The organism is Phocaeicola acetigenes (genome assembly GCF_027529745.1).
GTDB classification, from domain to species: Bacteria; Bacteroidota; Bacteroidia; order Bacteroidales; family Bacteroidaceae; genus Phocaeicola; species Phocaeicola acetigenes.
Map to the genome: position 1 here is coordinate 81,027 of NZ_JAPZVM010000011.1, position 13,489 is coordinate 94,515.

A 13,489-nucleotide genomic window follows, 5' to 3' on the forward strand; every position below is an offset into this window, starting at 1 on the left:
TAAAAAAATGGTTTCAACAAAGTTAATCGGAAAGCTGTTCACATCCAGACAGAAAGCCATCGATCTGTACGATACACAGGCAGAGGCTATCCAAGAACGCGTATTCCAGAAACTCATACAAAATGCAGCTCATACAGAGTGGGGAACCACTTATCAATATAACGCCATACGCTCTTACAGTGATTTCCAAAAAGTACCTATTCAGACTTATGAAGACATAAAAGGGCATGTAGACCGGATGCGTCACGGAGAAGCAAATGTACTTTGGAAAGATAAGGTAGTATGGTATGCAAAATCATCCGGTACCACCAACGATAAAAGCAAGTTTATTCCGGTAAGTAAAGACGGCCTGCAGAATATTCATTACAAAGGAGGACAGGATGCCGTAGCTCTGTATCTGAGAGAAAATCCTCAAAGCCGTTTTTTCTCTGGAAAAGGATTGATTTTAGGAGGAAGCCACAGTCCTAACTACAACGTAAAAGACAGCCTGGTAGGAGATTTGTCGGCCATTTTGATTCAAAATATCAATCCGCTGGTCAACTTTATCCGTGTACCAAGTAAGGAAATCGCTCTTTTAAGCGAGTTTGAAGAAAAGGTAGAACGAATTGCCGAGACTACGATTCACAAAAATGTGACCAACTTATCTGGTGTACCTTCGTGGATGCTGGCAGTAATTAAACGTATTCTCGAAAAGACGGGAGCACATACATTGGATGAGGTATGGCCCAACCTGGAAGTATTCTTCCATGGAGGAGTGTGCTTTACACCTTACCGCGAACAGTATAAGCAACTTATCCGAAGCAGCAAGATGCACTATATGGAAACGTATAATGCCAGCGAAGGCTTTTTCGGACTGCAAAGCGATTTGTCCGACCCGGCCATGCTGCTGATGATTGACTATGATGTGTTCTATGAGTTTATCCCATTGGAAGAGATAGATAATCCGGCTCCTCATATTGTACCGCTCACGGGAGTAGAAGTTGGAAAGAACTACGCCATCGTGATCAGTACCTCTTGCGGGTTGTGGAGATACATTCTGGGAGATACCGTTAAGTTTACTCAGAAAGATCCTTACAAATTTATCATTACCGGACGTACCAAGCATTTTATCAATGCATTTGGAGAGGAACTGATGGTGGACAACGCCGAGAAAGGTCTGGCACGTGCCTGTGCCGAAACAGGAGCACAAGTATTGGAGTACTCGGCAGCTCCCGTATTCATGGATGCAAATGCCAAATGTCGCCATCAATGGCTGATCGAATTCAGCAAGATGCCGGACTCACTCGAAAAATTCAGACACGTACTGGATCAGGCATTGCAGGAAATAAACTCCGATTATGAGGCAAAACGACATAAGGATATCACCTTACAGGAACTGGAACTTATCGTAGCCCGTCCAAATCTGTTCCACGACTGGCTGAAACAGAAAGGCAAACTGGGGGGACAGCATAAAGTTCCTCGCTTGAGCAACAATAGAGACCATATAGAAGAAATGTTAAAACTGAACGAATGAAACCTATACCCAAATATATAGCCATCCTATTGGTTATCATCGGATTTTATGCCTGTGCAAGTACAGGATCGCCCGATGGAGGCCCCTACGACGAAGATCCTCCTAAATTTGTGCGCGCTACTCCTGAACCTAACACAAAGAACAATACGCGTAAGAAAATTGCGATTGAGTTTAACGAATTCATCCAATTGGAAAAGGCTTCCGAAAAAGTGATTATCTCTCCTCCTCAAAATGAGGCACCGGAAGTGAAAACCAGCGGGAAAAGAGTATTAGTCAATTTCTACGACTCATTGCGCCCCAATACGACTTATACTATCGACTTTGGCGATGCAATTGTAGACAACAACGAGGGAAATCCGATGGGAAACTTCTCGTATGCGTTCTCTACCGGTGATACCATCGATACCATGCAAGTATCGGGTGTTGTACTGAACTCTGCAGATTTAGAGCCAATTAAAGGTATTCAGGTTGGGCTGCACAAAAACCTGAACGACAGCGCATTTACAACTCTGCCTTTCGACCGTATTTCACGTACCGACAGTAGAGGACAGTTTATCATACGTGGCATTGCACCGGGTACGTACCGTATTTATGCCTTAATGGATGGTAATCAGAACTATCTGTTCGACTCAAAAACAGAAGCTATCGCTTTCATGGATTCTCTTATTGTTCCGTCTATGGAAGGAGCAGTAAGACAGGATACCGTATGGAATCAGAAAGATACCACCAAAATCGATACGGTCATTCAGGTCAACTATACTCGTTTCCTGCCGGATAATATCATGTTACGCGCTTTCAAGGAGGAAAACAATTTACAGTACCTGATGAAGAGTGAACGCCCTAAAACCAATCAGTTTATGCTGTACTTCAGTGCAAAGGCAGATACACTCCCCACATTGACAGGACTGAACTTTGATGCAGAGAAATCTTTACTGGTAGAGCCTAATCAAAAAAACGACAGTATTCTTTATTGGATTAAAGATACAGTGCTATGCGAGCAGGATACACTCATCATGCAACTGGACTATCTGGCTACAGATACACTGGGACAGCTTGTTCCGCAAACAGATACGTTACGGATGGTGAACAAGATTCCAAAGGAACGTCGTCTGGCTCTGAAAGAAGAAGAAAATAAGAAGAAGGAAAAAGAGCGTAAACGACGCATGAGAAAAGGAGATACGCTGAGCGTTGAAACTCAATTTCTGAAGATGCAGGTAGATGCACCTGCAGCACTTGACTTGAACAGAAACATCATCCTGAAATTCGATGAACCGGTAGAAAGTATAGATACGAATGCCATTCATATGACTGTAATGGTGGATTCTGTATGGCAGGATACTCCATTCATTTTACAGAAAGACTCTATTGCTCCACGCCAATACCAGATTCTGGCAGCCTGGCAACCCGGACAGGAATATCAGCTTACAATCGACTCGCTGTGCTTTAAGGGTATATATGGACTTTATACAGATAAGGTGCAGAATAAGGTAAAAGTAAAAACGCTGGAAGACTATGGAACGCTGTTCCTGAATATTGTAGGGGCAGAAGCTCCTGCCATCGTACAATTACTGAACAGCAGTGATGAAGTAGTAAGACAACAGCCTGTAAACGCCAAGAATACTTGTGATTTCTATTTCTTACAGCCTGGTACTAAATATTATATCCGTTTGTTCTACGACAAGAACAACAACGGAAAATGGGATACGGGTAATTATGAAGAGAAAAAACAAGCAGAGGAAGTATTCTACTTCCCTAAAGTATGGGAAATGAAGGCCAACTTTGAGTTTGAAGAGACATGGGACTTGAAAGCGGTTCCTTTGGACAAACAGAAGTTGGATGACATAAAGAAACAAAAACCCGACGAAACTAAAAAAATTAAAGACCGTAACAAGGAACGTGCCAAAAATTTAGGAAGAGTATGATGAAGAAATTAGTTTTATGCTTATGCTTCCTGATGGGAGGTATAGCAACAATTCAGGCACAGTGCGGAGCAGAAAATAATGCAATTAAAGCAGGAGAAACACTGAGCTATGAACTGAAGTTCAATTGGAAGTTTGTCTGGATTAATGCCGGATGGGCCAAGATGACGGTAAACAACACGACTTATATGGGACGTCCGTGCCTGAAAACAGACTTGCAATCGTACACCAACAAGAAAATTGACTTCTTTTTCAAAATGCGCGATACCCTGACTTGTATTACCAGTCAGCAGTTGGAACCACTTTATTTCCGTAAAGGAGCAGAAGAAGGAAAACGATATACGGTGGATGAAGTTAAATTCAGCTATGCAAATGGGAAATGTATCGTAGACCAACAGCGTATGCTTCACGGAAACGTGGAAAAGCACTACGATGAATCTGCGGTTTGTGTATACGATATGTTAAGCATCTTGCTACAAGCCCGATCTTACGATCCGACTAACTACAAGCCTGGTTTGAAAATACGTTTTTCTATGGCTACCGGTAAGGACATAGAAAAACAGACGCTTATATATCGTGGTAAAGAAAACTATAAGGCAGAAAATGGAGTAACTTACCGCTGTCTGGTATTCTCTCTGGTAGAATATGTAAATAACAAGGAAAAAGAAGTTATTACTTTCTACATTACAGATGACTTGAACCATCTTCCTGTACGTTTGGATATGTACTTGAATTTTGGCTCAGCAAAAGCATTCCTTACAGATATCAAAGGAAACAGACATCCATTGACTTCTATTGTAAAATAAACCGATTAATGATAAAGAACAAGAGCCATGCCGCGTAATTGCGACATGGCTCTTGTTTTTTATCTGCAGACTTTGCATTATAAGCGAGATACGCCATTTATTTTGCCTTCGATAGAAGTAGGGTTGCCTGTATAGCCTACACTACCTGCACTGGAAGAACCGGCAGACAACTTACCTGTCACATAGCAACGTACATCACCGGCAGAAGAGGCTTGTGCTTTCACATCAACTGCTTTCAGTTTTTCGGCATATACTTTACCGGCAGAAGAAGCTTCATACGAAGCATTACGACAAACACCCGACAGATTAATATCACTGGCAGAACTGGAAGATGCTGCTACATCACCCTGGCAAACAATGTCTCGTATTTCACAGTCGCCCGATGAACTGGTTTCTATTGCCATATCACCCTTACACTGTAATCCTACGATTTCCATATCAGCGCTACTTTCTACATTCATCACAGTTTTATGACAGGATATATTTTTCAGAACCAGTTCGGCACTGCTGCTTGCTGTAGCCGTAAGATTGGCACACTGCACTTTCTCTGCATGGATATCCGCACTGCTTGATACATCAAAAGTTACATCTTTACTTGTATTCAGTCCGTTAGCTAAAGTGATATCTGATGAGGAAGAAGCATGAAAACCAGTCACTTCAGGGGCAAATACTCTTACTTCGCAAGTACATTTCCCTCTGAAACTCAACGAATGCCCCTGAGGAATATCATAAGTTACATTCAGTTTTTTCCCATTCTGTTCTACCTTCACATACTTTACTACGTTATCGGGTGCATAAATTTCTGCATAAGGTTCACCTTTATACTGAGTATAAACTACATCTATCGAACGTGAAGACGAAATAGCAGCTACTTCTCCGATATTCACTTTTTGAGTTACATAATTTTTACTGGGATTTATTACAGTTTTCCCTCCGGCATAGCATCCGGAAAAGCTCATCAACAGGGGTGTCAATGCAGCCAGAACAGTTACATACAATTTCATAGTCTATATCTTTTTTAGTATTACTACCCATTAGACGCAGAAATCCTCTAAAAGTAACAGATTCTATACAAAAATTTTATTTATGAAAGAAAAAGCTGTTCAGCCCATCAATTTGAATACTGGAGAAATAAACCAGCGCTTGTACATCAGAGTAGCCAAATGATACACAAAGAAAGCCGAAATAAAACCGACAATTGCATCAATCAGATAATGAGCTTGTATGTATACCGTAGCTCCACACAGCAACAAATAAAAAGGAGTCAACAGGTAAGTCAATTTACGGTTTACACGCCAGGACATAATCATCACAATAGTAGAAATTCCGACATGAGAACTGGGGAAAGCTGCCGTAGGGCGTTCACCGACTTCCTGAGAAGCCTCAACCAGATTGAAGAAGAAGCCATGATCGAATCCCGGACCCGGTATCAGATAATCATTTAAATTGAAATAATCACCGATAGGAGGAAATATACAAGCATTCACCTTGTCCATACCGATAGCAGGGAAATAGAATTGTGGTCCTGCCACAGGAAGCAGAATATAAATAAGATAATAAATGAAAAAAGAAGTAACCAGCACAAAGCAGATTTTCTCAAACCATTCAAAGCGTTTCAGAAAATAGTAAACTACCACTATAAACATCATGGGATAATAGAAAAAGTATCCCATATTAAATGGTTCACTGAACCAGATAGACGGCAAATGCTTACTAAACTCTACTGCCGGCTGACAACCGAACAAGAACTGTTCGGCATGCGCAAACAAATAATCCAGATTAGGAAACAAACGATTGAACTCGAATGTATCGGGATACCAATAAGCCAGCAAAGACATTTGTACCAGCATGCGTATAAATGCCGTCAGACGGCACGGAACTGCCTGATACAAGAATATTAGTACAAAAGTCAACACAACGATGCCTGCACGTTCCAGCAACATCATCCCCGGATGATCCATACGGGGATAAAGAATCAATATCAGAATAGTGGTCAAGGCATTATAAATCAAACTGATTGTCTCTACAGCAAACAGTCCTTTTCCACTATCTACACGCTCAAACAAGTTTATCTTTACAGCCATCCTTCTTTTTTATACCAAGCTATTATTTCCTTTACGCCTCTCTCCAACGGATACTCCGCCTTATATCCTAACTCTTTTTCCAGTGGAGTAATGTCACAACGCCAGTTCCGTTGCTTCATTATCTTATATTTATCAGGATTTAATGTACTGACCTTACCAAACAGTTTGGCTCCCTGGTCGGCAAGAAATGACAAAGCTTTCAACAAAAACAATGGACATACAAATCGTAGTACAAAGGGATTTCCCATTTCTTTCCGTATTAAATCGGAAAAAGTACGGCTACTGTACACTTGTCCGTCGCTTACAAAATAAGCACGTCGGATAACCTTCTTTTCAATAGCCAGGTACACAGCCTTTACAAGGTCTTGTACATACACAAATGTAATATCCTGCCGTTTGAATCCTGCTACAAAGTCGATGTGTTGAGCAATAGATTTCGCCATCAGGAAGTAATCTCGCTCACGTGGTCCATATACACCGGTAGGACGAAATATCACATAAGGGAAATCTTTCAGCGAATGCAAATATTCTTCCGAATGCAGTTTGCTTTGACCATATGCCGTATTAGGCTGCGGCACATCCTGTTCTTGTATAGAAGAGTAATCTTTCTCACGGATTGGCCCGAAAACACTCAGTGAACTGATGTAAACAAATTGCTCCGGCAACATATCCAGTTTACTCAATATCTCGATAAAATAACGGGTTGCCCAGTAATTACCTATTTCAAAGTCGGCCTTACTACGACATTTCGTTACTCCGGCACAGTGAATGATATAGTCCCATCCGCCATGTTCTCTTTTATGTTTGGCCAATTGGCCTTCCAGTTTATCGGAATCTGTAAAATCGAGTTCAGCAAACTGAATACGTGTATCCTGCAAGTACTTTCGGCTACTGCTCTTACGTACTCCAGCCCATACCTGCATTTCCCGTTCCAATCCGCCTTCCACTAGAAAACTTCCGATAAATCCACTAGCTCCGGTTACTAATATTTTCTTTTTCATTCACGTTACCTGTTTGTAATAGAAGTTACAAAGATAATGGTTTCTCACTGAAAATAAAGGAAGTTATTCGTGCTTTATTCCATTAAATTTGTTTACTTTGTAATAACGATTCATTTTTACGCCTGTCTGATACAGCAGATCGCGTAATTCATGACAACATCAAAATATCAACATTATGGCTAAAAAGAAAAAAGAAAAAAAAGGCGGAAAACGCATGAAGAAGAAAGAACTGGCAGAGCTTCTGATTAATTATTTCCGCATGAAGCCAACCGACAGTTTTACTCTGAAACAACTTTTCACAGGGTTAAACCTAACAACCCATCCGCTTAAAATGCTTTGTACTGATACCGTTCAGGAAATGTTAGAAGACAGTTTCCTTATAGAAACAGAAAAAGGACATTATAAACTGAACGATAAGGGACAAATACTGATTGGTACTTTCCAAAGAAAAAGCAACGGCAAGAACAGTTTCATCCCCGAAGATGGAGGAGAACCCATCTTCATTGCCGAACGAAACTCGGCACATGCCATGAACAACGACAAGGTAAAAATTTCTCTTTGCGCCAAGCGTAAACGACATGAACTGGAAGGACAGGTTATCGAAATTCTGGAACATGCCGACAGCACTTTCGTAGGTACACTGAAGGTCAGCAAGAATTATGCATTCTTACTGACAGAAACCAGTACTCTGGCCAACGACATCTTTATCCCTAAAGATAAGTTGAAGGGAGGAAAAGATGGTGACAAGGCTGTAGTAAAAATCACCGAATGGCCGGATTATGCAAAAAATCCGTTCGGACAGGTTATTGACATTTTGGGTAAGGCCGGCGACAATACCACAGAAATGCATGCCATACTTGCTGAATACGGATTGCCTTATACTTATCCGCAAGCAGTTGAAGAGGCTGCAGAGCGCATCCCAGCAGAAATTACACCGGAAGACTATGCCGAACGGGAAGATTTCAGAGAGGTAACGACCTTTACCATCGACCCGAAAGATGCCAAGGACTTCGACGATGCTCTGTCTATCCGTCAGTTAAAACCAGGATTATGGGAAGTGGGAGTTCACATTGCCGATGTATCACATTATGTAAAAGAAGGAAGCATCATCGATAAGGAAGCAGTGAAGCGTGCGACTTCTGTCTATCTGGTAGACCGCACCATTCCGATGCTGCCCGAACGTCTGTGTAACTTCATCTGTTCATTACGCCCTAACGAAGAAAAGCTGGCTTACTCTGTCATCTTCGAAATGAACGAAAAAGCAGAAGTGAAAGATTATCGTATACGGCACACCGTCATCAAATCGGACCGTCGGTTTACCTACGAAGAAGCACAGCAGATTATTGAAACTGGAGAAGGAGATTATAAAGAAGAAATACTGCAACTAAACAAGTTGGCACAGATACTGCGTGAAAAACGTTTGTCGGCCGGAGCCATCAACTTCGACCGTTGTGAGGTGAAATTCGAAATAGACGAAACCGGGAAACCGCTCAGCGTATATTTCAAAGTTTCCAAGGAAGCCAACAAACTCATCGAAGAATTTATGTTATTGGCCAACCGTACCGTAGCCGAACATATCGGCAAGGTTCCCAAAAACAAAAAAGCAAAGGTATTCCCGTATCGTATCCACGATTTGCCGGATCCCGACAAACTGGATAACCTGAGCCAGTTTATTGCCCGCTTCGGATACAAGATACGTACTGGGGGAAGCAAAGTGGAAGTATCGAAGTCTATTAACCGATTGCTAAGTGACATTGATGGCAAGAAGGAACAGAACCTTATTGAAACGGTTTCACTCCGTGCCATGCAGAAAGCTCGCTACTCCATTTACAACATCGGACACTATGGACTGGCTTTCGATTATTATACACACTTTACTTCGCCTATCCGCCGTTATCCGGACTTAATGGTACATCGCTTATTGACCCGCTATCTGGCTGGAGGACGTACAGCTCAGGCCGATAAGTATGAAAATTTGTGCGAACACAGTTCTGCCATGGAGCAAACAGCAGCAAGTGCTGAACGTGCTTCTATCAAGTACAAACAGGTAGAATTCATGAGCGAACGCATCGGCAACGTGTACGATGGAGTAATATCCGGAGTAACCGAATGGGGATTGTATGTGGAAATCAATGAAAACAAATGCGAAGGTATGGTGGCCATGCGCGACTTAGGCAACGATTATTACGAATTTGATGAAAAGAATTATTGCCTCATCGGACGTCGTCATCATCGTAAATTCAGTTTAGGAGACCCTGTCAAAATTAAAGTGGCACGTGCCAATCTGGAGAAAAAACAACTCGACTTTATCCTGGCAGACGAATAATAGGATTTAAATATATTCTACCAATGATGTCATTCCAGACAAAAAATTATCTGGAATGACATTTTTATTTTCTTAATATCAGATGAATTTCTGAACGGAAAAAACAAAAGCCTCCAAGCATCAGCCCAATACTCTTTGAAAATCAAAGTAACTTACTTCACTCTCCGGTTCAACTGATTATTGGCCTTGGCAGGCTTCGATTTTCCTATTCGTTTTCCTGTCGGTTTCTTCTTTCCTTGCTGTTTAGCCTTAAATGCAAAAGGATTCTTTTTATTTACTACCATAATCTATATTTTTCGACAAAAATAAAATATTTCTTTCTATTTTTGCTTTTTACTAAACAGAAGCATTATGAACACACCCGACTATACACACGTTCTGACGCAAGTAGTTGATAAACTATCCGACAGCAATTCTTTTGGAGGATTGTTTCATCAACACAAGGATGGAGACCCTCTGCCTTCCGGAAAGTCGCTTTACCGCATCGTCGAATTATCACGTGCCATTCTGTTTCCAGGGTACTTCGGAACCCCTAATCTGCATACTCATACTATTCATTACCATATTGGAGTGGACATCGAAGAGCTTTTTACTCTGCTTACTGAACAGATTCAAGCAGGATTGTGCTTTGGTGTAGAAAGCAGTGGCATGGCTACCTCTGATACCCCTTGTAGGGAAACGGCTGCCAAACTGGCTATTCAGTTTATCAGTCGGTTGCCCGAACTGAGACAAATACTGGCTACCGATGTAGAGGCCGCTTATTACGGTGATCCGGCAGCCAACAGCTTCGGTGAAATCATTTGCTGTTATCCCATCATTCGTGCCATTACCAATTACCGTATTGCTCACGAACTTTATTTGCTGAATATTCCACTGATTCCACGTATCATCACCGAAATGGCTCATTCGGAAACAGGGATAGACATTCATCCGGGAGCCTGCATCGGACACCATTTTACCATCGACCATGGTACCGGTGTGGTTATTGGAGCCACTTGCATCATCGGCAATCACGTCAAGCTGTATCAGGGTGTAACACTGGGAGCCAAAAGTTTTCCTCTCGATGAGAATGGAAATCCTATTAAAGGAATCCCCCGCCATCCGATATTGGAAGACGATGTAATTGTATATTCCAATGCAACCATACTGGGACGTATTACTATCGGTAAAGGAGCCACAATTGGTGGTAATATCTGGGTCACCGAAGACGTCCCTGCCGGTGCAAGAATTGTACAACGGAAAAACTCGCAAACGTAAGATAAAGAATCTAAACACTCACAAACGTAAGAACTGAAAAACAATGAACACATTTGCACCTTTTGCCCGACCTCTCTATATCATGACCAAACCTGTCGGAGCCATTTGTAATCTGGCTTGTGACTATTGCTATTACCTGGAAAAGTCGAAACTTTATCAGGAAAGCCCTAAACATATCATGAGCGACGAACTGCTGGAGAAGTTTATCAAAGAATATATTGAATCGCAAACCATGCCTCAGGTACTGTTTACATGGCATGGAGGAGAAACATTGATGCGCCCGCTTTCTTTCTATCAGAAAGCTATGGAACTGCAGCGCAAATATGCACGCGGACGTACGATAGACAACTGCATTCAGACAAATGGTACTTTGCTTAACGACGAGTGGTGCCGCTTCTTCCACGACAACAACTGGCTGGTAGGTGTTTCGATAGACGGTCCTCAGGAATTTCACGACGAATACCGTAAAAACAAGCAAGGAAAACCTTCGTTTATGAAAGTAATGCAAGGCATTAATCTGCTGAACAAACATCGGGTAGAATGGAATGCTTTGGCCGTAGTCAACGACTTTAATGCCGACTATCCACTCGACTTCTACCACTTTTTCAAGGAAATAGGTTGCCGGTACATCCAGTTTACTCCCATCGTAGAACGAATTTTCCGTCATGATGACGGACGGCATCTGGCAGCTGTAGAAGAAGGGGACAATGAAAAGTTGGCCGACTTCTCTGTAACACCAGAACAATGGGGAAATTTCCTTTGCACCATTTTCGACGAATGGGTAAAAAACGACGTAGGGGAATATTTCATTCAGTTATTTGATGCCACTCTTGCCAACTGGGTAGGCGAACAGCCCGGAGTATGCTCGTTAGCCAAAACTTGTGGACATGCAGGAGTCATGGAATTCAATGGCGATGTATACTCTTGCGACCATTTTGTCTTCCCTCAATACAAACTGGGAAATATCTACTCAAAAACACTGGTAGAAATGATGTACAGCGACAAGCAGCAGCAATTCGGACGCAATAAATTCGACAGTCTGCCTTCTCAATGTAAAGAATGCCAATATCTGTTTGCCTGCAACGGTGAATGCCCTAAGAATCGTTTTTGTAAAACCGCCAGCGGAGAACCGGGACTTAATTACCTTTGTAAGGGCTATTATCAGTACTTCGATCATGTAGCACCTTATATGGACTTTATGAAAAAAGAGTTGTTGGCAGAGCGGGCACCGGCTAATATTATGGAAGCAATAAGAAAAGGAGAATTATAATTTCCACAAAAGCAAAAGATATCCGTATACCTTCATGGTATTACATCATAAAAAAATCGCTATGTTGTTCTTTATAGAAGCAACCATAGCGATTTTTATTTAGAATAACTTAATCTGTTTATTTACCTAACACATCCTGTGGCGGGAACTGATAACCTTCTCCTCCATTATTATCCATTACAGCTCCACTGGGAACTTTCAAGTGTTTCTGACTCTTACTCCAGTCCCATATTTTAGTAGTGTTTTCTGTAATTTCTCCAGTTTCTGAATCGCGTTTTTTACCATTCATCGGATAATACAAAAGCAAACCTTCGTCATCCGGATTTACAGACTTCCATAAAGACTGTTTAATCTGTTTTTGCGAGCGTGCCACTTTCCAGAAACGTATTTCACGCAACCATTCATTACGTCCGCTCAACCAGAACCCGGTAAGACCATAAGGACCTGTACGCATTTCACGATCTGCCACCAGTTCTCCGTTTACATAGATATAATTTTTCTTTCCATCGTATACCATCGAAATCATATACCACTCATTGGGTTGAGCTGAAAATTTCTCCAATGGCACGTCTATCTGAGAACCTGCAGTCTTCAATTGGAACTGATTATATTTAATCGTCACATCACCAAAACGAGGATAGATTTCATCCAATGTACTAGAACCCGATACCACTTTTGTACCTCCAAGAGCTACGTTATTACTATTATAAACCGAATGCATGACCATCATTTCAAAAGTCCATACATCAACCTTAAAGTCATCCGGGAACATACCTGCATCTTCTGCACCAGAGCCGGCAAACTTCATAACCGGTATCGATACAATAGGTTCAAAAACAAGCAATGCACTTGTTTCACCAGGAATTAAATTCGTACTTCCTCCCTGAATCTTTACAGGAAGTGCATATGTTCCTTGAGGAGAAAACTCAAGATTCTTCAATACAACTGGAACAGTCTGAGATACAGCATTGGGAGCCAATACAATATTCTTTTCCATTTCGTACATATTCTCCGGCAGCACAATATAATCTGTCCCGTTCTGCTTATTATATTTGTCTAATACCTCTTGTCCTTCTATAACCAAAGAAACACGTACCTCTTCTGTTGTTTTCTTTGTCAAGCTAACTTGCAAATCCTTAATCAATACATCATTATGTTCTTTTACAAAAGACTGTATTACTCCTGTGTTAGGCATATACACACCCAACTCTACCTCAAATTCTTTTGTAGCATCTTTATATAGTTCGTCCTGGCAGCTAAAGAACGTAAGCATGCCGACAATTCCTATCATCCAAAATTTCTTCATAATTCAA

The 13,489-nt window shown here is 41.5% G+C and carries 11 protein-coding genes; 6 read left to right on the forward strand and 5 right to left on the reverse strand.

Translation table 11 applies throughout. From position 1 onward, the window contains the following. Positions 1-7: 7 nt before the first annotated feature. Genes O6P32_RS11730 through O6P32_RS11740 form a run of 3 tightly spaced genes read left to right on the forward strand, consistent with a single transcriptional unit; the run spans position 8 to position 4,238 of the window. Positions 8-1,513: a GH3 auxin-responsive promoter family protein gene (locus O6P32_RS11730; RefSeq protein WP_269878687.1), complete on the forward strand. Its 1,506-nt coding sequence runs from the start codon at positions 8-10 to the stop codon at positions 1,511-1,513. After that, positions 1,510-3,435, forward strand: a complete 1,926-nt coding sequence (locus O6P32_RS11735) for an Ig-like domain-containing protein (RefSeq protein WP_178266481.1) — start codon at positions 1,510-1,512, stop codon at positions 3,433-3,435. Before O6P32_RS11730 ends, O6P32_RS11735 begins: the two co-directional genes overlap by 4 nt. Continuing rightward, on the forward strand, positions 3,435-4,238 hold the full coding sequence (locus tag O6P32_RS11740) for a DUF3108 domain-containing protein (RefSeq protein ID WP_408636072.1): 804 nt from the start codon (positions 3,435-3,437) through the stop codon (positions 4,236-4,238). Before O6P32_RS11735 ends, O6P32_RS11740 begins: the two co-directional genes overlap by 1 nt. A 77-nt stretch (positions 4,239-4,315) precedes the next feature. Here the strand turns inward: O6P32_RS11740 and O6P32_RS11745 are convergent, their stop codons facing one another. The 3 genes from O6P32_RS11745 to O6P32_RS11755 all read right to left on the reverse strand — a co-directional run bounded on the left by O6P32_RS11745 (position 4,316) and on the right by O6P32_RS11755 (position 7,323). Continuing rightward, a complete protein-coding gene (locus tag O6P32_RS11745) occupies positions 4,316-5,242 on the reverse strand; it encodes a GIN domain-containing protein (protein ID WP_269878688.1) in 927 nt (308 codons plus the stop codon). Between the two features lie 99 nt (positions 5,243-5,341). After that, positions 5,342-6,322 carry a phosphatase PAP2 family protein gene (locus O6P32_RS11750; RefSeq protein WP_269878689.1) on the reverse strand — a complete coding sequence of 327 codons (981 nt, stop codon included), beginning with the start codon at positions 6,320-6,322 and terminating at the stop codon, positions 5,342-5,344. Beyond that, positions 6,313-7,323: an NAD-dependent epimerase/dehydratase family protein gene (locus O6P32_RS11755; protein ID WP_269878690.1), complete on the reverse strand. Its 1,011-nt coding sequence runs from the start codon at positions 7,321-7,323 to the stop codon at positions 6,313-6,315. The genes O6P32_RS11750 and O6P32_RS11755 overlap by 10 nt, the downstream gene beginning before the upstream one ends. A 175-nt stretch (positions 7,324-7,498) precedes the next feature. On the opposite strand from O6P32_RS11755, the gene rnr reads away from it, so the two are divergent. Continuing rightward, on the forward strand, positions 7,499-9,649 hold the full coding sequence (rnr, locus tag O6P32_RS11760) for a ribonuclease R (RefSeq protein WP_178266486.1): 2,151 nt from the start codon (positions 7,499-7,501) through the stop codon (positions 9,647-9,649). 152 nt (positions 9,650-9,801) lie between these two features. Here rnr and O6P32_RS11765 read toward each other — a convergent pair whose 3' ends face one another. Then, a complete protein-coding gene (locus O6P32_RS11765; RefSeq protein WP_269878691.1) occupies positions 9,802-9,933 on the reverse strand; it encodes a hypothetical protein in 132 nt (43 codons plus the stop codon). Between the two features lie 67 nt (positions 9,934-10,000). Between O6P32_RS11765 and O6P32_RS11770 the strand changes: the two genes are divergently transcribed. Together O6P32_RS11770 and O6P32_RS11775 are read left to right on the forward strand one after the other, a co-directional pair. Next, a complete protein-coding gene (locus O6P32_RS11770) occupies positions 10,001-10,906 on the forward strand; it encodes a serine O-acetyltransferase (RefSeq protein WP_269878692.1) in 906 nt (301 codons plus the stop codon). 43 nt (positions 10,907-10,949) lie between these two features. Beyond that, a complete protein-coding gene (locus O6P32_RS11775; protein ID WP_178265430.1) occupies positions 10,950-12,176 on the forward strand; it encodes an anaerobic sulfatase-maturation protein in 1,227 nt (408 codons plus the stop codon). 118 nt (positions 12,177-12,294) lie between these two features. Here the strand turns inward: O6P32_RS11775 and O6P32_RS11780 are convergent, their stop codons facing one another. After that, positions 12,295-13,482 carry a BT_3987 domain-containing protein gene (locus tag O6P32_RS11780; protein WP_269878693.1) on the reverse strand — a complete coding sequence of 396 codons (1,188 nt, stop codon included), beginning with the start codon at positions 13,480-13,482 and terminating at the stop codon, positions 12,295-12,297. Positions 13,483-13,489: the final 7 nt, after the last annotated feature.

Coding starts and splice junctions, on each gene's coding strand:
- O6P32_RS11730 (WP_269878687.1), top strand. CDS start 8: ATGGTTTCAACAAAGTTAATCGGAAAGCTGTTCACATCCAGACAGAAA.
- O6P32_RS11735 (WP_178266481.1), top strand. CDS start 1,510: ATGAAACCTATACCCAAATATATAGCCATCCTATTGGTTATCATCGGA.
- O6P32_RS11740 (WP_408636072.1), top strand. CDS start 3,435: ATGAAGAAATTAGTTTTATGCTTATGCTTCCTGATGGGAGGTATAGCA.
- O6P32_RS11745 (WP_269878688.1), bottom strand. CDS start 5,242: ATGAAATTGTATGTAACTGTTCTGGCTGCATTGACACCCCTGTTGATG.
- O6P32_RS11750 (WP_269878689.1), bottom strand. CDS start 6,322: ATGGCTGTAAAGATAAACTTGTTTGAGCGTGTAGATAGTGGAAAAGGA.
- O6P32_RS11755 (WP_269878690.1), bottom strand. CDS start 7,323: ATGAAAAAGAAAATATTAGTAACCGGAGCTAGTGGATTTATCGGAAGT.
- rnr (WP_178266486.1), top strand. CDS start 7,499: ATGGCTAAAAAGAAAAAAGAAAAAAAAGGCGGAAAACGCATGAAGAAG.
- O6P32_RS11765 (WP_269878691.1), bottom strand. CDS start 9,933: ATGGTAGTAAATAAAAAGAATCCTTTTGCATTTAAGGCTAAACAGCAA.
- O6P32_RS11770 (WP_269878692.1), top strand. CDS start 10,001: ATGAACACACCCGACTATACACACGTTCTGACGCAAGTAGTTGATAAA.
- O6P32_RS11775 (WP_178265430.1), top strand. CDS start 10,950: ATGAACACATTTGCACCTTTTGCCCGACCTCTCTATATCATGACCAAA.
- O6P32_RS11780 (WP_269878693.1), bottom strand. CDS start 13,482: ATGAAGAAATTTTGGATGATAGGAATTGTCGGCATGCTTACGTTCTTT.